Here is a 14,112-nt window from a genome sequence, read left to right as displayed (position 1 = left end):
CAGGGAAACAGTAGCAAACCTGACCAGCCGACGAAGACGAAGCGATCGCGCTTTAGCCAGTCGTCTACGGAGTCAAACCAACCCCGTTCGTTAGTAGCGCGTCCGACTGCAATTGTCATTTCAAATCCTCTTACTATTGCTTCAACTCGGAGGAATTAACATTTTTTTTTGACACCACCCACGCCAGAGCGCATTGGGCTTTTATAGAGAATTTTGTCTAGTGTCTGTCTTCAATAGACAAACTAGCTTTATTTCCCTGCGTGTCAACTTTGACTAACCTGTTGCCCTGTTGTCAGGTTTCAGGCTACTGTTGTTTGGCAATTATGCGCTTTTTCCTCCAAGACTAAATCGTTGGGGTATGAGCGCGTGTTCTCTATGATAAAAAAATATCAGAATTTTTACAATCTGACACGTAATTCTCATTAATCCCTGCCAAAGTCAAATTATTCGCCTCAATAGCATAAATCCCTGTTTTCGCTGGATAATCTGAATCAGAGCGATCTTAAAAATCTTGCCTTAACAACTCTGGCTCTGTTTGGAGCTTTATTTCATGACTGCACCGACAACAACCACTCCTTCCCGCGTTCTCCGTCAAAAAGTTTTAGGCTCTCGCCGCTTGAGTAACTACTGGTGGGCAACCGTAGTCTCCGTAGGATCTACTGGCTTCCTGCTGGCTGGAATTTCTAGCTACCTGAAAGTGAATCTGCTGCCCTTTGCTGACCCCACCCAGCTAACTTTCATCCCTCAAGGAATAGCGATGGGTTTCTACGGCATCTGCGGTTTGCTTCTAGCGAGCTACCTGTGGCTAGTCATCATTTTGGACGTAGGCGGCGGTTACAACGAGTTTAATCAAGAGACAGGATTCGTTCGGATCTTCCGGTGGGGCTTTCCAGGGAAAAACCGCCAGATTGAAATCACCTGCCGGACACAAGACGTGCAAGCAGTTCGAGTGGAGATTAAAGAAGGACTTAACCCTCGTCGAGCGATTTATCTGCGCGTTAAGGGACGCCGAGATATTACTCTGACCAGAGTAGGTGAACCGATATCCCTGTCAGCCCTGGAAAATCAGGGAGCAGAGCTGGCTCGTTTCTTAGAAGTGCCGATCGAAGGTCTGTAAATATCTTGGTTGAGCTATCCCATATCTGCATAAGATGATTCAGTAGCTCTGGCTACACAATTAGGGGAAGTGAAAATGCAGATACAACTTCGTCACTGGTTAATATCACTGTTTATGATTGGGGGACTGATATTAGGAGGATGTGCCACACCACAGGCTGCTTCCTCGGACTCCACCAATTTAGCGACTGAAACGACCACCACACCTGCCACTACAGCGAGTAGTCCAATGAGCAATTTGCCCCGCCTAGAAGGTAAAGCCACCGTAGTTATGACGGTTAATGGCTCACCGATTACGATTGAAGTCGATGGAACTCATGCCCCAGTTACAGCGGGGAATTTTGTAGATTTAGTCCAGCGCGGTACCTACGATGGTCTGGTGTTTCACCGGGTAGTACGGGAACCACAACCCTTTGTCGTCCAAGGCGGCGACCCACAAGGTAAAGACCCTAATTTCCCGACAGAACGGCTGGGAACGGGTAGTTTTATCGATCCAGCAACGAATCAAGCGCGTTACGTTCCTTTGGAAATCACGCCGAAAGGGGCAGATAAGCCCGTCATCGGTCAAACACTAAAGAGCGCAAGGGTTTCGGCTGTGCCAGAGTTGCGCCATACTCGCGGTGCTGTGGCTATGGCTCGTTCATCTATGCCTGACTCAGCTTCGTCGCAATTTTACTTTGCTTTAGCTGATTTACCATTTCTGGATGGCGACTATGCTGTATTTGGCAATGTCACTCAAGGGATGGATGTTGTTGACAAGATTCAGCAAGGCGATCGCATTGAATCAGCTAAAGTAACCAAGGGTGCGGAAAACCTGAAAAAATAGCTAATGGCTAATAGCTAATAGCTTTTCAATGGTGGAAGTTGTTGTCACTGGAATTGGTTTGATTTCAGCTTTGGGTACAAGCTTGGAGTCCAGCTGGCAACAGCTGATATCGGGTAAATCTGGTATTCAGCTGCATCAACCTTTTGGGGAACTTTCCCCTCGTCCCTTGGCGCTGATAGGCAAACAACCAGCCCAGTTAGAAACTTTGACTGGGCTGGTTGTGGCGGCGGCGTTGCAAGATGCTGCTTTGGTTGCACCTTTGCCTGATTGTGGCGTGGTAATTGGTTCAAGTCGCTCTCATCAGGCATCTTGGGAGAAATTGGCGCGGGAGTTTTATCGGGCAGATCCCCCCCAACCCCCCCGTGATAAGGGGGGGCTAGGAAAGCAATGGTTGGAGGCGCTGCCGCATATGAATGCGATCGCATCCGCAAGGTCTATCGGGGCAACAGGCGCGGTATTGGCACCAATGGCAGCTTGTGCAACTGGAATTTGGGCGATCGCGCAAGGCTTTCACTTGATAAAATCTGGGCAGTGTCAGCAAGTAATTGCTGGGGCGGTGGAAGCCCCGATTACACCACTTACCCTGGCTGGATTTAAGCAAATGGGTGCTTTAGCCCAATCTGGCGCTTATCCCTTCGACCGACACCGCGAAGGATTGGTCTTGGGAGAAGGGGCTACTGTGTTGGTACTTGAATCAGCGGATTTAGCAAAGCGGCGGTCAGCACGGATTTATGGTCAGGTGCTGGAATTTGGCTTGACAGCAGATGCTTATCATGCTAGCGCGCCGGAGCCTGGAGGGAAAAGCGCGATCGCGGCTATCAAACAATGCTTAGAACGCAGCCACCTTTCCCCCTCTGACATCGATTACATTCATGCCCACGGTACAGCTACCCAGCTAAATGACCACAACGAAGCACAGCTAATTAGGAAGTTGTTTCCCCAAGGAGTTCCAGTTAGTTCCACCAAAGGAGCCACAGGTCATACACTGGGAGCATCAGGAGCCTTGGGTGCAGCTTTTAGCTTGATGGCATTGCAGCATCAAATTTTACCGCCGTGCGTCGGGTTGAAAGAATCAGAGTTTGATTTGAATTTAGTTACAGTGTCGCGTCCGGCTGAGATTCGGCGGGTGCTTTGTTTTAGCTTTGGTTTCGGAGGACAGAATGCGGTGGTAGCGTTGAGTAAAATGTAGCCGCGCCTTTAGGCGTTCGGCTATACGAATGAAGAGTACCTTCGCAGGCTTTATAAAATTTTTAATAAGGTGATTCCCCAGCCGGAGATAAGGGATTTTTGCTGATAGTGGCTGGCTAGGTTGCGGATGTAGTTAGCTACTTGATCGATGTTGTGGCGACTAACTTTAAATGCACCGTAACCACCTTGCCACTTGAAAAATTTTTGGGTTTTATTTCATGGGTAACTAGATCAGAAGAACTGCTTTTAGCTTTATTCAAATACAGTCAAGGCAGGCGGGAAATCAGTTAATAGGTGAACATGATCTGCAACGCAGCCGATAGCAACTCCTTGCATCCTAAGTGATGACACTAACTAACAATGGCTGCATAAATTACCTTTTGAATATCTGATGTAACTAGCGGGAAATTATCCCAAGTTACCCAAACCAAGTATACAAGTGCATAAAATTTCTGTCCATTGTACGTATTGTAAAAATGCCCTCGCCCTGAAGGTTTAGGGCGAGGGCAAAAAATTTGTATAAAAGTAAACAAAAAAAATAGGGTGTATGCCACCCTAAAAACTCTCTACAAATATTTAATTGGCGACTGCTCTAAAAAAGGCAATTTACCCCACCTATTGCTTTTAACCTCTAACTAGCCAAACGTTCTGGAGTTTGAGACTGCAACACAGATACCAAATGCTCCACACCTCTTTGCAGATGTCGCGTCACCGTCATCGGGCTGACACCGATGCGTTTAGCCGCTTCTTTACGGGGAAGATCGCGTACTAACACCAAATCAATAGCCGCCTTGGTTTTGTTATCCAGATGGCTCATCGCGCCTTCCAGTTCTTGCCGTTCTTCTTCTTGATATTGCAAGCTTTGATAGCGAGCGTCAGGCAGCGTTTCTCCCAACGTAATCTGAAAATCGAACTGCTGATAAACGATAGTATCTAAGCTTAGTGGTCGGCAGTTTTGAGTTGCTACCTTACTTTCATTCCACTCATCCAGCGATACTTTTAGCGCTTCGGCAATTTCAGCTTCTTTTGGCGAACGTCCTAAAGTTTGTGCCAAATCTTTACGCGCTTTTTGCCCTTCTTGCTGGAGATCCTGCCAGCGACGAGGCATTTTCATCACGCCGCCCCGGTCGCGCAAAAAATGCAGCATCTCACCGCGAATGTAAGGAACCGCGAAGGAACTAAAAGCATAGCCTTGATGAGGGTTGAATCGCTCAATCGCCCGCATCAAGCCGAGATAGCCGAGTTGTTCCAAATCTTCATAAGGTTCAGAACACTGATAGCTGACTCGGTGAGCAATTTTCCTCACCAGTCCCATATTTAACTCCACCAGTCGATTGCGAACTTCGACGGATGGATTTCTATAGTATTTAATTAAAAGTTCCATCGAATCGGAGCTGCAAGAAGGTTGAGTCGCCATTGTCAAAGCCTCTGTAATACCAGCCCGTTTAGAAAATTGGGCGATCGCTATATCTTTTTCGTTTCACCTGAACTTATTCTCTTTAGAGGCGGAGCTACACACCATCGTTGGATTACGGAATTCACAGAGGACTTCCTCCCAAATGTCAGCATATATACGTAAATTGCGCCTTGGTTCCGCCGGAGCTTGTCTATAGAGCTGTCTATGGCTAAATTGATTTACAGTCTCAGCGAGGCAGCAATCTAAATCCCTATTAGAGATGGACATGAAATTAGGCTCTTAAAACAAGCCGCGAGATCCTTGAGTGGGAACCCAGTAGCAGAAGACTTAAGGTCTACGCCACAATTGAATTGGAAGGTAATCCTTTTTTGTAAATTATTGGTTTAGTTCTGAGGAAGTCCCATGAGTAACACCAGCAACTTCCGTCAAGCGATACGTGAGGCTAAAAATCACGCGCTCGTTGGTCCCAATGTGATTGCCAATGCCCTACCCTACGTAGGCGCTGGACTTGTTTTGACCGCACTTGGCAGCTACGGGGGTCTTGGCGTTCTCCGTTCCAATCCAGAGATATTCATGCCAACCTTCTGGGTTGCGCTGATTGCAGAATTTGCTCTCTTCTTCGTTGCCCAAAACGTTGCCGCAAAAGGTAACAAGAGCGTTGCTCTGCCGCTTTTGGCTACCTACAGCCTGCTGTCTGGCTATACCCTGAGTGGGTTGTTGTTCGTCGCGTTGAGGACATCTGGAGTTGGTTTGCAAGGAATTGGTTTTGCTGCCCTCGGTTGCGGCATTACCTTTATTGCAGCACGGCAGATTGGTTCTAACCTGTCTGACCAAGACGGCATGGCTTTGACTAAAACTGTACAGCTAGGCATCATCGCCCTAATTGTTGTGCTAGTGGGTCAGCTGCTGTTGTCCTTCTTTGGTGTCTATACACCCACCTGGCTAGAAATTGCCATTTCTGGCATTGGTGTGTTTTTGTTTGCAGGTGCTGCTGTGGTGGATTTCTACATCCTGCCTCGCACCTACCGCAACGATGAGTATCTGCCTGCCGCTTTGTCGATGTATTTGACGTACATCAACCTGTTCATTTTCATTTTGCGCTTGATGATCGCGCTCAATAGCCGCGATTAATAGGCAAAAGGTTAGGCGAACTAAAATAAGCTTGAAACCGTGGCTTAAATATGAAAAGCTACGGTTTTTTCTTATACATAGAAAGTAAAGACTCCAGCTAAGATCGAAAAAAGTGCAACTTTACTACCAAGTGCTCATCGGAAAAAGCTCGAAACAATGATTGAACTACTAGACATTAAACGAGAAGTCGAAACGTTGTGCGATCGCCTGGGTAAAACTCAGGACTATCTTTGACGTTCCTGCATTGACTGCTAAAATTCAAGACCTGGAGCAATTGGCAGCTCAACCGGAATTTTGGGATGACCAAACTGCTGCACAGAAAACTCTCCAAGAACTCAATGACCTGAAATCCCACTTACAGCAATTTGAGGATTGGAAAAACAATCTGGAAGATGCTAAGGCTGTCGTAGAACTGCTGGAGTTAGAAACTGACACCGCACTCCTCGCGGAAGCGGAAACTAACGTTACCAAGCTCAATCAGGAACTCGACCGCTGGGAGTTGCAACAGCTGCTTTCTGGTACATACGACCAAAGCGGAGCAGTGCTAAGTATTAACGCTGGTGCAGGCGGTACAGACGCTCAAGACTGGGCGGAAATGTTGCTGCGGATGTACACCCGTTGGGCAGAAGATCGCGGCTACAAAGTCACCTTAGCGGAAATATCGGAGGGAGATGAAGCCGGGATAAAATCTGCCACTTTGGAAATTGACGGGCGTTATGCTTATGGCTACCTGAAGGCAGAGAAAGGAACTCACCGACTGGTGCGGATATCGCCTTTCAACGCCAACGACAAGCGGCAAACTAGCTTTGCTGGAGTGGAAGTGATGCCAACTCTGGATAAATCGGTCACTTTGGACATTCCAGACAAGGATCTGGAAATCACTACTACCAGAGCTGGTGGCAAAGGTGGGCAAAATGTCAACAAAGTGGAAACAGCGGTGCGGATCGTTCACATTCCCACTGGGATTGCCGTGCGCTGTACCCAGGAGCGAAGTCAGCTGCAAAACAAAGAAAAAGGTCTTGCCATCCTTAAGGCTAAGTTACTGATTGTTGCTCAAGAGCAACGCGCCAAGGAAATTGCCGACATTCGCGGCGATATGGTGGAGGCAGCTTGGGGCAACCAAATTCGTAACTACGTCTTCCATCCATACCAGATGGTAAAGGATCTGCGGACGGGAGTGGAAACGGCTGCGATCGCTGATGTGATGAACGGCGAAATTGACTCGTTCATTGAAGCTTATCTGCGCCAAGAAAATCAACTGGCTTAAAAAAGGCAATCAATAGGTGTAGGCTTCTCGTTCCCAGGCTGATCCTGGGAACGCTCACAATAGACGTTCTGCCTCGCCAGTTGATCGTGAAAGGTGACTGCCTCACTTCGGCATTCCCAGGCTTACTCTGGAAGATAGCTAGATAATGCCCTTAATAGAGAAACAAACTGTTACATTTAGGGAAACAATGGTTTCTCACTCTTTGACCTTAAGTAAACGCTTCTCATGAGCAACCCATCTTCACCGTCCCCAGTGGCACCACAAAATTCAGAAAATTTACCAGAATCGCCAGCAGCTTCCACGGAAGCTAAACCCAGCTACGTTAAGCTGGCAATGCGAAACATGGTGCGAAAGCGGGGTACTTCTTTGCAACACTTCGCACTGACAACCGTTGGTTTGTTGGCTGTTCTGATTGGTTTGTCCTATATTACTCGTTAACGACAAGTTAGACAAAAGTGCAAGTTGAAGTCAGCATACAAGATTGTTTTTTCTCTTCCAGTGCATCTGCTGCTGTTGACAACTCATTGAATAGCGCCGCAAGCGAAGCTATTCCGGAGGGAATCGCCCCGGAAACTTGGGAAATCTGGTTTTATCGCTGGATGGAAAGTCTGCACCCGGATATTCCACCAGCGGATGCTTACGAACTGAGTCTGCGCCTCACCGACGATGAGGAAATGCAGGCGCTTAATTCTCAGTACCGTCAGCAAAATAAACCGACAGATGTGCTGGCTTTTGCCTCCTTAGAGGTAGACTGTCCTCAACCAGTCGAATTAATGGAGGATACGCCTCTATATCTGGGGGATATCGCGATCTCTGTGGATACGGCAATTCGCCAGGCTCAACAACAAGGACATCCATTAAAAACCGAGCTAGCTTGGTTAGCTGCTCACGGCTTGCTACATCTTCTCGGTTGGGATCATCCCGATGAAGATAGCTTGAGTGAAATGTTAAATCAGCAGGAAACTTTACTTCAGATTATTGGTCTTGATATCCAGCAAAATTAGATCCAACAGCCGCAAGTTGTAATATTCTAGGTTGATGCAATTGTTCGTATCCCGGATTGGAGTTTCCCGGTTATGAAGCTGGATCAATGGTTAATTTCCTTTAGGCAAGAAAAAAACGCTGCCATGCCTCAAGAACTTTCAACACCTTCGATTAACTGCTCTGATGTGGTGAAACCAAACCGGGATTTATCTTGGCGAATTGCTCCCAACTTACTGATTAGTTTTAAATATGCTTGGGCTGGACTCCGATATGCCTTTGTTACCCAGCGCAATTTTCGCATCCATGTAGTCATAGGTACAGGAGCGATCGCTATATGCGTCTTTTTGCATCTCCAACCCGTGGAAATGGCAGTGATTGGCTTGACAATTGGGCTGGTGTTGGCAATGGAATTATTAAATACCGCGATTGAGTCGGTTGTTGACTTAACGGTTAAGCAGTCCTACCATGAACTTGCCAAAATTGCCAAAGACTGTGCCGCTGGTGCTGTTCTGATTTCAGCGCTGGTGTCAGTGTTGGTAGCCACTTCGCTAATGCTACCCCCACTTGTAGCTTTGATTCAGTCGGCGCTGCGCTAAAAAAGTGCTGAGGATTGAGCCAAGAAGGAGTGATAAAGTTTGATTATCGTTATTGATAACTACGACAGTTTCACCTATAACCTAGTGCAGTACCTGGGAGAGCTGGGCGCACAACTGCCTGTAGCGTCTGAGATTCAGGTATATAGAAATGACCAAATCTCTCTGGAGCAAATCCGCCTTGCTAAGCCAGATGGAATCGTGATTTCTCCGGGGCCAGGCCGTCCGGAAGATGCTGGAGTTTCCCAACAACTAATTCAAGAACTAGGCTCAACTGTGCCAATTTTAGGCGTTTGCCTGGGTCATCAAGGTATTGGTCAGGTTTTCGGTGGTGAGGTGGTTTCTGCGCCAATGTTGATGCACGGAAAAACTTCTCCCATCCATCACACAGATACGGGGGTGTTTAAAGGATTAGACAATCCTTTTACCGCTACCCGGTATCATAGTTTGGTGATTGACCGCCAAACTTGCCCAGATGTCCTAGAAATTACGGCTTGGGTGGAGGATGGCACAATCATGGGCGTTCGGCATCGGAACTATCCGCATATTCAGGGCGTCCAATTTCATCCAGAGAGTATTTTGACGACTTCAGGAAAGCAGTTGTTGCGAAACTTTCTGGAATCACTTTAGAAGCTAATAGCTAATAGCTAATTGTTGATTACTATTGACTATTAACTATTAGTAAAGAACTAATGACTAAGGACTAAATCTTGATGAAACGGCGACAGTTAATCCAGTATGCTGGGGCGGGCTTCCTTGCAGCTTTAGGAACAGGCTTGGCTTCTGGATTTGAAAGTTATCAGGCGCAGACATCTGGTGATTCACTTTCTATTAAGTGGCTGGGGCATACCAGCTTTTTGTTCACTGGGGGCGGCAAACGAGTTCTGGTGAATCCCTTTCAGAATTTGGGCTGCACATCTGGCTATCGTTCATCTAAGGTGGCGGCAGATTTGGTGTTAGTCAGCAGTCTATTGCTTGATGAAGGCGGGGTGGAAGGGCTACCGGGGAATCCGAAATTAATCTACGAACCGGGAGCTTATCAAGTTGATAATTTAAAACTTCAAGGGATTAGCATTGGCAAAGACCGGGAGGGCGGACGACGTTTTGGGACAAATGTGGCTTGGCGTTGGACGCAAGGGGGAATTAATGTTCTACATTTGGGGGGTGCAGCGGCACCGATTGAGATTGAGCAGAAAATTCTCATGGGTCGTCCTGATGTAGTGCTGGTTCCAGTGGGCGGGGGCGCGAAAGCTTACACGCCAACGGAAGCAAAGCAGGCGATACAAGTTCTCAATCCGAAGTTGGTGATTCCGACGCATTACCGGACGCAAGCTGCCGATCCTGATAAGTGCGATATTGTGGCTGTGGATGAGTTTTTGGCATTGATGGATGGGATGCCGATACGTCGTGTTAGTGACACGCTGACGGTTAAGCCAGGAGATTTGCCTAGTAATGGGAGCGCGATCGCATTGATGAGTTATAAATTTTAAATTACATCCTCGTTCCCCGCCTCAGCCTGGGAACGAGAACTACTCGTTAATGACTGAATAAAGTTGATTAAATTTCTCATTGGGTAACAAACCCCTGGGATCTAACGATAAATTTTCTTTGATCCGGGTGACAAGATACATATCGATGTCACCTTTATTTTTTGCATCGATTTTACCCCGATATTCGCATTCAAAAAAATCTTTGATTAACTGAAAAGTTGTTTCGGAAATATTAATGCCTCCGGAAACACCAGATGATTCCATTCTGGATGCAATATTAACAGTATCTCCCCAAACATCATAAGCAAACTTCTTGTGTCCGATTGCACCTGCTAATAATGGGCCTGAGTGAATGCCGATGCGAATTTCCCAGTAGGGATGATTGTTTTGAATTTTTTCTTGTCGCCGCCATTGCATAAATTCTCGAATTTGTAAGGCGGCTAGGGCGGCATCAATCGCATGGGTGCGGTTGGGAGTGGGGATTCCGCCAACACACATATAACTGTCACCAATTGTTTTTAATTTTTCTAGATTCTGTGCTTCAGTTACCATATCGAAAGCAGAAAAGCAATAATCTAGTTCATCTACTAACTCTTGGGGTGGCAGTTGTTCGGCTAAGTTAGTGAAGTTCTTGAAGTCGGTAAATAGAACTGAGGCGGATTCATAATAAACAGGTTTTACTCTACCTGTGCTTTTCAGTTCATCAGCAACATCTGCTGGGAGGATATTTAATAGTAGTTGGTCAGATTTGCGTTTTTCTGCCTCTAGTTGAGCATTTAGCTGATTTAACTCTTCAAAGCAGTTGGCGTTGCGAATTGCTGCTGATATTTGCAAAGCTAGTAAATAGCCGATCCGCACATCTTCTAGGGTGTAAGCTTTCGGTAAAGTGGTGGCAAAGTTGATTGTACCCATTACTAAAGAGCGATCGCTTACCAATGGGATAATCAGCTGGGAGGCGTAGGGTGCTAAAAAAGCTGCCGTTGAACCTTCTTTAATTAGTTGCGGTTGACCCGTTTTCATGACACGCCCCAGAGGACTATCCTCTATGACGCTAGCCGCGTCCAATTCCACAGGAGAACCAAACAATGTCACTAGCCGACAAGAATTGCTATGACAGATGTAGACGCTACAATGCTCAAAATCTAGCAACCATTTGGCTTGTTTGCCTACGACTCGCAAAATCTCATCTAAATTAAGGGAACGATTGATCGCTGTGGCAATTTCATTCACGGCGGCGATGCGGGTCGATAGCGCTTGAGTTTCAGCCAGCAGACGGCGGGCTATCAGCAGCAGTGGTTCGCGTTCTTGCTTTTCCAGCCCATTGCCATTCATGGAGTTGGGAGGATAGGGTGATTTTAAATTTATAATGAGTCAATTTCGAGGGCGATCGCGTCCGTATAGCGGTTTATGCTGGTGAATAAGTCAGCTGTGCCAATAATCTCGAAAATTTCTGACTGGTCTAACCCCAACGAACGCAACTGCTGGTAATCTGCATCAGTTAAATCGTGCGGTTTGGTGGCGGCTTTTAAGCCAAAGGTGATTACGGCTTTTTCACGGGCTGGTAGCGGACAAGCAGCAAAGTCTGAAACTAACGTCTTGAGGACTTCTTCACTCATCCCTAGGGCTGATAATCCATGCAGATGAACGTTTAAGGCATAGGGACTATTATTGGCTTGGGAGATGGCGACCCCAATCATTTCTTTGAGGGTACGGGGTACGTCTCCCTTGAGAATAGTGGCGCGAAACTTTTTCCAGTTGGCTTCTAATAAGTCGGGATTGATAGCCATCGATTTGAAAATGTTGGGAACGATGCCAAACCCTAATTCTGTTAAGATTTCGTCGTAAACTTCCTTAACTTTTAAATCGGTTACTTCCTCTGGTTCCTTGATAGAAAAGTGAGCCATTGGTGCCTCTTGTGTTTGGTTATGCGGGTGTAAAATGATACAAGTGTGTAAAATATTTATTTGATTACCCTGATCTCCAGTTTTCGGGTCTTACAAAGCCCGGACAGGAGAATTCTGCTTATTAGTAGTTGCACCCGCAAATAGCACTCTGTTGTCCTCAAAGGATAACAGGATCGATAAGACAATGCTCTGTATTATTAATTATTAGCTAATTTTTGTGGAGATAGATTACTGTATTTAAAGATTAGATAAGGAATGAACCGATAAAATAAAAAGATATAATTCCTAAAACTAATAGAATTAAGGTTATGCAAGCAGAATACCGCGATCGCCGCCAGCAGTTGATGGCAAAAATTGGCAACGGAACGGGTATATTCCGTAGTGCGCCAGTGGCTGTTATGCACAACGATGTCGAGTACGCTTTCCGCCAGGATAGTGATTTTTTTTACTTGACGGGGTTTAATGAACCGGAGGCGGTAGCAGTTTTAGCACCACACCACGCTGAACACAAATTTATTCTCTTTGTGCAGCCGAAGGAACGGGAGAAGGAAGTTTGGACGGGATATCGGGTTGGTGTGGATGCAGCAAAAGAATTGTATGGGGCGGATGAAGCTTACCCGATTGCGGAACTTGATGAGAAGCTGCCCCAGTATTTAGAAAAAGCGGATCGGATTTATTATCATTTAGGACGCGATCGCGCTTTCAACGATACCATTATCAAACACTGGCAGCGCTTAATGGCGGGTTATCCCAAACGCGGTACGGGGCCAATTGCCATTGAAGACACAAACCCCGTCCTTCATGCAATGCGGCTGGTGAAAAGCCCCGCCGAGTTAGAATTGTTACGTCGAGCGGCTGACATCTCAGTAGAAGCACATAACCACGCCCGCGAGTTCGCGCAACCAGGGTGTTATGAGTACGAAATTCAGGCGGAGATAGAACATATCTTCAGAAAGCGGGGTGGGATGGGGCCAGCTTATCCCTCAATTGTTGCCTCTGGTGCTAATGCCTGCGTGCTGCACTACATTGAAAACAATCGGCAGATGCAGGATAATGATTTGCTGCTGATTGATGCGGGTTGTTGTTACCAATATTACAACGGGGATATCACGCGCACTTTCCCGGTTGGGGGCAAATTTACGGCAGAACAAAAGATACTTTACGAGATTGTATTAGAAGCGCAGTTACAAGCGATCGCGCAAGTTCAACCAGGCAATCCTTACAATTTATTTCACGATACAGCGGTGCGGGTGCTGGTAGAAGGTTTGATGGATTTGGGACTTCTGGCGGGTGATATTGAAGAAATCATCAAAGAAGAGAAATATAAACCTTTTTATATGCACCGTACTGGACACTGGTTGGGGTTAGATGTCCACGATGCAGGCGTTTACAAGCACGGTGAGGAAGTCTGGCAAAGTTTGCAACCCGGTCATGTGCTGACAGTGGAACCGGGACTTTATATTGGACTTGATGTGCAACCTGTCGAAGGACAGCCAGCGATAGATGACAGGTGGCGTGGTATTGGCATCCGGATTGAGGATGATGTTTTAGTCACTGAGTCAGGACATGAGGTTTTGACACAAGCAGTGCCTAAATTGGTGGAGGAATTGGAAGCTTAAAAATAATTCGCTTTCTCCTTAAGAGTCCTCTTTCATAGGATTGCTAAAGGATTTCAGTTCTTTTTTAATCGACAAAGAGACAAACACGATCACCCTTGTCTGTACATACATTAAAATGTATGTACAGACAAGGGTGATCGCGCCCCTACATCTGGAAAATTGATTCCGGGCGGGTCAAGTATTTTGGTAATAACTCTCTTATAGATGTAATTTGGATAATAATGCAAGCTTTTTAAATTCTCTAAAAATATTTTCTATTTAAGACTATTTATATCTAAGGAAGTCAAATAAATTGTATTACAATTGGCGCAACCCGCTTGTAATATCTTCCATCTAGGGGACATTTTTATGATTATTAAGTGGATAAAGCTAGTAAAAAATAACAGTAGACAAAGATTTTTATGTAATTAAGGAAGTTGAATATATGCGTAATTATTCTACCAGGATATACCCAAAATTGCTTAAGAGGATGTTTGAAAAGTGGTGAGGGGTTAAATATTATGCCAACCGCCTGACCATGATACGGATCATTGCCAGATAAATAAAAGTCTCCGATGTTTCTGGCAATAACTCATAA

Annotated in this window: 14 protein-coding genes and 1 pseudogene; 11 read left to right on the top strand and 4 right to left on the bottom strand. The window is 46.1% G+C overall.

Annotation, left to right across the window (positions count from 1 at the left end; translation table 11 throughout):
• Nucleotides 1-119, bottom strand: a pseudogene (locus tag H6F66_RS15590) (photosystem II D2 protein (photosystem q(a) protein)); the annotation flags it as partial.
• Nucleotides 120-550: 431 nt separating this feature from the next.
• On the opposite strand from H6F66_RS15590, the gene H6F66_RS15585 reads away from it, so the two are divergent.
• The 3 genes from H6F66_RS15585 (at nucleotide 551) to H6F66_RS15575 (ending at nucleotide 3,131) form a co-directional block, all read left to right on the top strand.
• Nucleotides 551-1,117: a photosystem I assembly protein Ycf4 gene (locus H6F66_RS15585; protein WP_190422882.1), complete on the top strand. Its 567-nt coding sequence runs from the start codon at nucleotides 551-553 to the stop codon at nucleotides 1,115-1,117.
• Nucleotides 1,118-1,192: 75 nt separating this feature from the next.
• Nucleotides 1,193-1,942 carry a peptidylprolyl isomerase gene (locus H6F66_RS15580; protein WP_190422880.1) on the top strand — a complete coding sequence of 250 codons (750 nt, stop codon included), beginning with the start codon at nucleotides 1,193-1,195 and terminating at the stop codon, nucleotides 1,940-1,942.
• A gap of 28 nt (nucleotides 1,943-1,970) precedes the next feature.
• On the top strand, nucleotides 1,971-3,131 hold the full coding sequence (locus H6F66_RS15575; RefSeq protein WP_190422878.1) for a beta-ketoacyl-ACP synthase: 1,161 nt from the start codon (nucleotides 1,971-1,973) through the stop codon (nucleotides 3,129-3,131).
• A gap of 630 nt (nucleotides 3,132-3,761) precedes the next feature.
• On the opposite strand, the gene H6F66_RS15570 is transcribed toward H6F66_RS15575, so the two are convergent.
• Complete coding sequence (locus H6F66_RS15570; protein ID WP_190422876.1) at nucleotides 3,762-4,547, bottom strand: RNA polymerase sigma factor SigF; 786 nt, start codon at nucleotides 4,545-4,547, stop codon at nucleotides 3,762-3,764.
• Nucleotides 4,548-4,949: 402 nt separating this feature from the next.
• On the opposite strand from H6F66_RS15570, the gene H6F66_RS15565 reads away from it, so the two are divergent.
• The 7 genes from H6F66_RS15565 (at nucleotide 4,950) to H6F66_RS15535 (ending at nucleotide 10,012) form a co-directional block, all read left to right on the top strand.
• Nucleotides 4,950-5,678 carry a Bax inhibitor-1 family protein gene (locus H6F66_RS15565; RefSeq protein WP_190422874.1) on the top strand — a complete coding sequence of 243 codons (729 nt, stop codon included), beginning with the start codon at nucleotides 4,950-4,952 and terminating at the stop codon, nucleotides 5,676-5,678.
• Nucleotides 5,679-5,837: 159 nt separating this feature from the next.
• Nucleotides 5,838-6,945, top strand: a protein-coding gene (prfB, locus tag H6F66_RS15560; RefSeq protein ID WP_190422886.1) for a peptide chain release factor 2 whose coding sequence is annotated in 2 segments (ribosomal slippage) — nucleotides 5,838-5,909 and nucleotides 5,911-6,945 — 1,107 coding nt in all. Because the reading frame shifts where the segments join, the coding sequence is not laid out codon by codon here.
• 225 nt (nucleotides 6,946-7,170) lie between these two features.
• Nucleotides 7,171-7,383, top strand: coding sequence for a DUF3285 domain-containing protein (locus tag H6F66_RS15555; protein WP_190422872.1), 213 nt, complete (start codon nucleotides 7,171-7,173; stop codon nucleotides 7,381-7,383).
• A gap of 17 nt (nucleotides 7,384-7,400) precedes the next feature.
• Nucleotides 7,401-7,949, top strand: a complete 549-nt coding sequence (gene ybeY, locus H6F66_RS15550) for an rRNA maturation RNase YbeY (protein ID WP_190422870.1) — start codon at nucleotides 7,401-7,403, stop codon at nucleotides 7,947-7,949.
• Between the two features lie 123 nt (nucleotides 7,950-8,072).
• On the top strand, nucleotides 8,073-8,525 hold the full coding sequence (locus tag H6F66_RS15545) for a diacylglycerol kinase family protein (protein ID WP_190422884.1): 453 nt from the start codon (nucleotides 8,073-8,075) through the stop codon (nucleotides 8,523-8,525).
• Nucleotides 8,526-8,564: 39 nt separating this feature from the next.
• On the top strand, nucleotides 8,565-9,152 hold the full coding sequence (locus tag H6F66_RS15540; RefSeq protein ID WP_190422868.1) for an aminodeoxychorismate/anthranilate synthase component II: 588 nt from the start codon (nucleotides 8,565-8,567) through the stop codon (nucleotides 9,150-9,152).
• An 83-nt stretch (nucleotides 9,153-9,235) separates the two neighbouring features.
• Nucleotides 9,236-10,012, top strand: coding sequence for an MBL fold metallo-hydrolase (locus H6F66_RS15535; protein WP_190422866.1), 777 nt, complete (start codon nucleotides 9,236-9,238; stop codon nucleotides 10,010-10,012).
• 39 nt (nucleotides 10,013-10,051) lie between these two features.
• On the opposite strand, the gene H6F66_RS15530 is transcribed toward H6F66_RS15535, so the two are convergent.
• Both H6F66_RS15530 and H6F66_RS15525 read right to left on the bottom strand, forming a co-directional pair.
• Nucleotides 10,052-11,344, bottom strand: a complete 1,293-nt coding sequence (locus H6F66_RS15530) for an adenylate/guanylate cyclase domain-containing protein (protein WP_190422864.1) — start codon at nucleotides 11,342-11,344, stop codon at nucleotides 10,052-10,054.
• 29 nt (nucleotides 11,345-11,373) lie between these two features.
• Nucleotides 11,374-11,916 carry a peroxidase-related enzyme gene (locus H6F66_RS15525; protein ID WP_190422862.1) on the bottom strand — a complete coding sequence of 181 codons (543 nt, stop codon included), beginning with the start codon at nucleotides 11,914-11,916 and terminating at the stop codon, nucleotides 11,374-11,376.
• Nucleotides 11,917-12,224: 308 nt separating this feature from the next.
• Here H6F66_RS15525 and H6F66_RS15520 point away from each other — a divergent pair, with 308 nt between their 5' ends.
• Entirely contained in the window at nucleotides 12,225-13,535 is a 1,311-nt protein-coding gene (locus tag H6F66_RS15520; RefSeq protein ID WP_190422860.1) for an aminopeptidase P N-terminal domain-containing protein, read from the top strand.
• Nucleotides 13,536-14,112 lie beyond the last annotated feature (577 nt).

Origin of the sequence: Trichocoleus sp. FACHB-6 (assembly GCF_014695815.1) — a bacterium.
In the GTDB taxonomy this organism is placed as follows: Bacteria; Cyanobacteriota; Cyanobacteriia; order Cyanobacteriales; family FACHB-T130; genus Funiculus; species Funiculus sociatus.
This window is presented reverse-complemented; position numbering and strand designations above follow the sequence as displayed.